This is a genomic window from Streptococcus sp. SO4 (genome assembly GCF_030440055.1).
Taxonomy (GTDB): Bacteria; Bacillota; Bacilli; order Lactobacillales; family Streptococcaceae; genus Streptococcus; species Streptococcus nidrosiense.
On the sequence record NZ_JAQFJI010000025.1, the window covers coordinates 1 to 3768 of the forward strand.

The window sequence follows — 3768 nt, forward strand, 5'->3', positions numbered from 1 at the left end:
TAAGCTCTCGTTGATCAATATCATAGTTTGCTATTTAATTTTAACTAAAAAAATCATTATACAAATCAATCTACTAAAGATGAATTTATGGTATACTAACGATAATAAATAGTTATCGATAGGAGAAATAAGTGTATATAACTAATAAGTTTGAAGGAAAAATTTATCAGAGATTGAATAAAATTCTTGAATCATATAATCAAGATCAAAATAGTATCATAAATCTTGCTGCTTGTATTAGCTATCCATTCAGCGAAGTATTAAAAATACAAAGCTTTCCACTTTCTACACTTCCAACTGAAGGCGTTGTTGAAAAACGTTATTTTCCTCATTGTACTTCATTAGATGATATTGAAGTATATGCTGAGGAATTGTGTTGCAAACTCTTTAATATAAGGTCCAAAGATTATCGAGTTAGTTTACAACCAAATTCTGGAACTCAGGCTAATCAAATTGTTTATAATGGAGTTTTAGAAAGAGATGATTTTATTCTATCATTATCACCAAAAGACGGGGGGCATATTTCACACACTTACACAGGTAGAGGTAAGGTTATATATTATCATTTAGATAATAATTTAAAAGTAGATTTTATTGAACTAAGGGAATTATTAGAGCTATATAAACCCAAATTACTTGTTGTCGGTGCTTCATCGTATGGAAATGAGTTTAATTATAAAAAAATTTATAAGACGGTTAAAGAAACTAGTCCTGACACTCTCATATTGGCAGATATCTGCCATAGTGTCTTGTATATTATGGCAGATATTCATCAAGCAATTTTCCCTTTTGTAGATTTTGCTACTTTTACAATGGATAAGTGTTTACGTGGACCTCAAGGAGGTGTGCTAGTTTATCGTAGCTCTTTTGAAAGAGAAATAAGTTATTCTATTTTTCCTAGAACCCAAGGGGGTCCGACACAATCTGCATTATTTGCTAAATGTATATGTTTAATTAAATTATTGTCAATAGATATTCAAAGTTATGCTAAAGAAGTCCTTAAAAATACTCAACTGTTAATAGATTGCTTAACTAGCTATGGAATCGATGTCATCTATAAACAGTCAAAAACTCATGTTGTTTTAATCAACTTATCAAATCTAAACTTTAATGGTAAAGAAGCAGAGGAGTTACTTTTCGAGCATAGAATATTGGTTAATCGTAATCAAATTCCGAATGATAAATATGGTCCAATGACTACTTCAGGAATTAGGTTAGGAACAGTTGGTATTACAAATCTAGGATACACAGAGCCTGATATACAGAAATTAGCTGAACTAGTAGCTAATTTACTAAAATATAAACAATTCAACTACTCTATACACTCTGAACTCATTAGCAAATATCACAAACAGATTAATATCTCCAATTAGGAGATAGACCCAGACAAAAATTATAATTTTTATATGGAATTAGTATATAGTATTTAGTTAATCCATCCTTATAATTTTCAATATATGATTGATCATAAACAGAAGGAATATCACTAATTTGTTTTAGATTGTATACAACTTGAAATTTATACCAAGGATCATCTATTAGTGGAATTTCTGACTCAAAGTATCTTAAAGAATTCTGAAAATCTATAAGAGAAATATTTTCAGACACTAATTCAACAACTAATTTATTTAGTTTAAGCATACGAACATCTAAAGTTAAAGATTTAGGACACATTTGAAGTGATTTATTGATATATTCTAGAGATTGTTGATAATCTTTCTTCATTAGAAATAAAACTGATTTATTACAATATGATTCAAAAATTTCATTTGAATCATATTTTTTTAGTATTTTTTCTGCTTTGTTGAGATTTTCTAAAGCTAAATCATATTCTCTATTCCATGTATAAATGACTCCTAAATTATTATATACAGTTGCAACAGGAATATACTGCTCATTCACTTGAAAATACTCTAATGCTAATTTGAGATTTTTAGTAGCTTGTTCAATTGGAAAATAATGGGCAGAATTTCGTAAAATAATATAATAAAAATCATCTTTTTCTACTGCATTAAGAGTTTCATTAAGAAGTTTTATTGCTTCTTTATCTTTACCTAGATGTCCATAAGCGTTTAATTTATAGAGCAAATTTCCTGAGTTGTTTTCTAATTTTTCTAGTAAATTTAACGCTTCATTAAATTCATATAGTTGAATTAAAAATCTAGGATAATATAAATTTATATTTTCCGAATAATACTCAACTTTAAGATTTCTAAGAATTGTTAAACCATCATTAAAATTTGAAGTCCATTGATGTGAATTCAAAATATAATGTATATATTTCTCTGGTAATAATTCTATTAAATTAAATATCTTTTTACTCAAAGATACGATATAAAAATAAGAATTTTTTCTATACTCTATTTCGAGTAATTTTTTAATGTATTCTATATTTTGTCTTAACTCTTCAAGACTACTGATATGTATTAAGCAGTGAATTAAGTAAGCTAATTCACCACCTATTCCTATGGATAAGATAGTCTGTTCTAAATATATTTTAAGATTCTCTGTGACTAATTTAAGATCAGAATCAGTAGTTTGATTTAATATACTATTAACAATTGATTCATGTGATATTTTTATCTTATCATTTGTATCTCCATTAATGTATACAAAGCCTGCATTAATAAGAGCATTTAACGAATTCGATACTTCAGTTGTGTCCTCTATAATAGATTTTATGTAGTTAAAAACTATTTCTTTACTCATTCCAGCTGGAAAAATTGATGATATAATCAGAATATTTTTTTGAGTGTCTGAAAGTTTATTATAAATGTCAGAAATACTAAGTAGTTCTGAATTAGGGTTGTCTGCCAGTTTATTAATAATTAATTCAATTTCTTTATAATTTCCTTTAGTTAACTGCCAAATTTGATTTAACATGGTATTATCTAGAAAATCAATCTGATTATTTATTAATAATTTACACTCTTCTTCTGTCAGATAAGATAAATTTAATACATTAGAAGTATAATTATCTAATGTATCTAATTTATCAACTAAACTGACACCTTCATCAGTTCGATGTATTATGGTCAAAGAAATTCCTTTTTGAAGTGTGTTGAAATCATCTTCAAATTTTATTTTTATATTATCAGGTAAAAATTGATAATTATCAATAATTATGTTAACTCTGACTTTTTTTGAAATATTATAGAAGTAACGTAAATATAGATCACTTTCGAAAATTTCTTCTTTTATTTCAGAAATAACTTCCTCCCAAGGATAGTCAATAATTTTCTTATACGGAACGTTTAATGAAATTAGTGATTTGATAAGTTTAAAACTATGCTTCAATGTTAAGTTGGTTAGTTTTTGTTTTCTTAAATAATTTGAGAACGAATATTTATGTGGTATAGATAAACAAAGATTTCTCCTGAATTGAGTAGCTATATAAGCTCCTTTTAATAAATTTTCAAAAAATTTATTACTTTCAAATCCATCATTTGCAACATCAACATATAAAATAAAAATTTCTTTATTATTTCTATATATTTGTTGGCTAACTTCTTTAACTAATTCAGTCTTGCCACTGCCACTAAAACCATTTATAATGAATAAACTATTTTTATCATTGCTAGAATACTTAAAATGGTGTTTTAGCTGTTCTATTTCATTGTTGCGTCCATAGTACATAAATATTCTCCTATCGATAACTATTTATTATCGTTAGTATACCATAAATTCATCTTTAGTAGATTGATTTGTATAATGATTTTTTTAGTTAAAATTAAATAGCAAACTATGATATTGATCAACGAGAGCTTA

At 26.2% G+C, this 3768-nt stretch carries 2 protein-coding genes; one reads left to right on the forward strand and one right to left on the reverse strand.

The genetic code is table 11. The annotated features are described in order from the left end of the window. The first annotated feature begins 131 nt into the window (after positions 1–131). On the forward strand, positions 132–1373 hold the full coding sequence (locus PCY08_RS09890; protein WP_301560224.1) for a glycine hydroxymethyltransferase: 1242 nt from the start codon (positions 132–134) through the stop codon (positions 1371–1373). Here the strand turns inward: PCY08_RS09890 and PCY08_RS09895 are convergent. Next, a complete protein-coding gene (locus PCY08_RS09895; RefSeq protein WP_301560225.1) occupies positions 1357–3636 on the reverse strand; it encodes a tetratricopeptide repeat protein in 2280 nt (759 codons plus the stop codon). The genes PCY08_RS09890 and PCY08_RS09895 overlap by 17 nt on opposite strands. Positions 3637–3768: the final 132 nt, after the last annotated feature.